The organism is Ralstonia sp. VS2407 (assembly GCF_052950655.1).
On record NZ_JBRFVG010000196.1, the window covers coordinates 1 to 491 of the forward strand.

At 60.7% G+C, this 491-nt stretch carries 1 protein-coding gene; it reads left to right on the plus strand.

What is annotated here, in order from left to right; translation table 11 throughout:
- Positions 1–19: 19 nt before the first annotated feature.
- Positions 20–491 (plus strand): conjugal transfer protein TraG N-terminal domain-containing protein (locus ACU8YE_RS24590; protein ID WP_446930038.1); only part of this gene is annotated, 472 nt, incomplete at its 3' end.

A 491-nucleotide genomic window follows, 5' to 3' on the forward strand; every position in this document is an offset into this window, starting at 1 on the left:
GGCTGAGACCGTCTTCGTCATGCCGAACGCAGTCGCGCTGTCAAATAATGGCATGATCTACGGCGCCCGGCTGATGGAGAAGGCTCGCACCTTCCAGATCACTGACAGCGTGTTTCGGGCCAACCTCGACGAGCAGCTGAAGCAGTGCACGTTCTACGACGTGCTGCTGGGCTTCAAGTCGATGGATGACCTGACGCGTTCCACCAACGTCTGGGCGGCGATCGGGCCGGGTAGCCCGGCTCGCAGCCAGCGTTGGATCGCCTCGACGGGCGCGGGAACGACCGAGACCACCATCATCCCGTGCAACGAGGCCTATGGCCGGCTGGATGCGACGTTCAACGCGCAAATCGATAAAGACATCCTGCCCTTTGCTCGCGGCGCATACCCCAAACTCGTCGATAGCGTGGCAGCTCAGAAGCTGAAGGATGATCTACCGATCGTTGCAGCGCACATGCACGGCTCCTCGACGGACGTGTATACATACCTGAAGC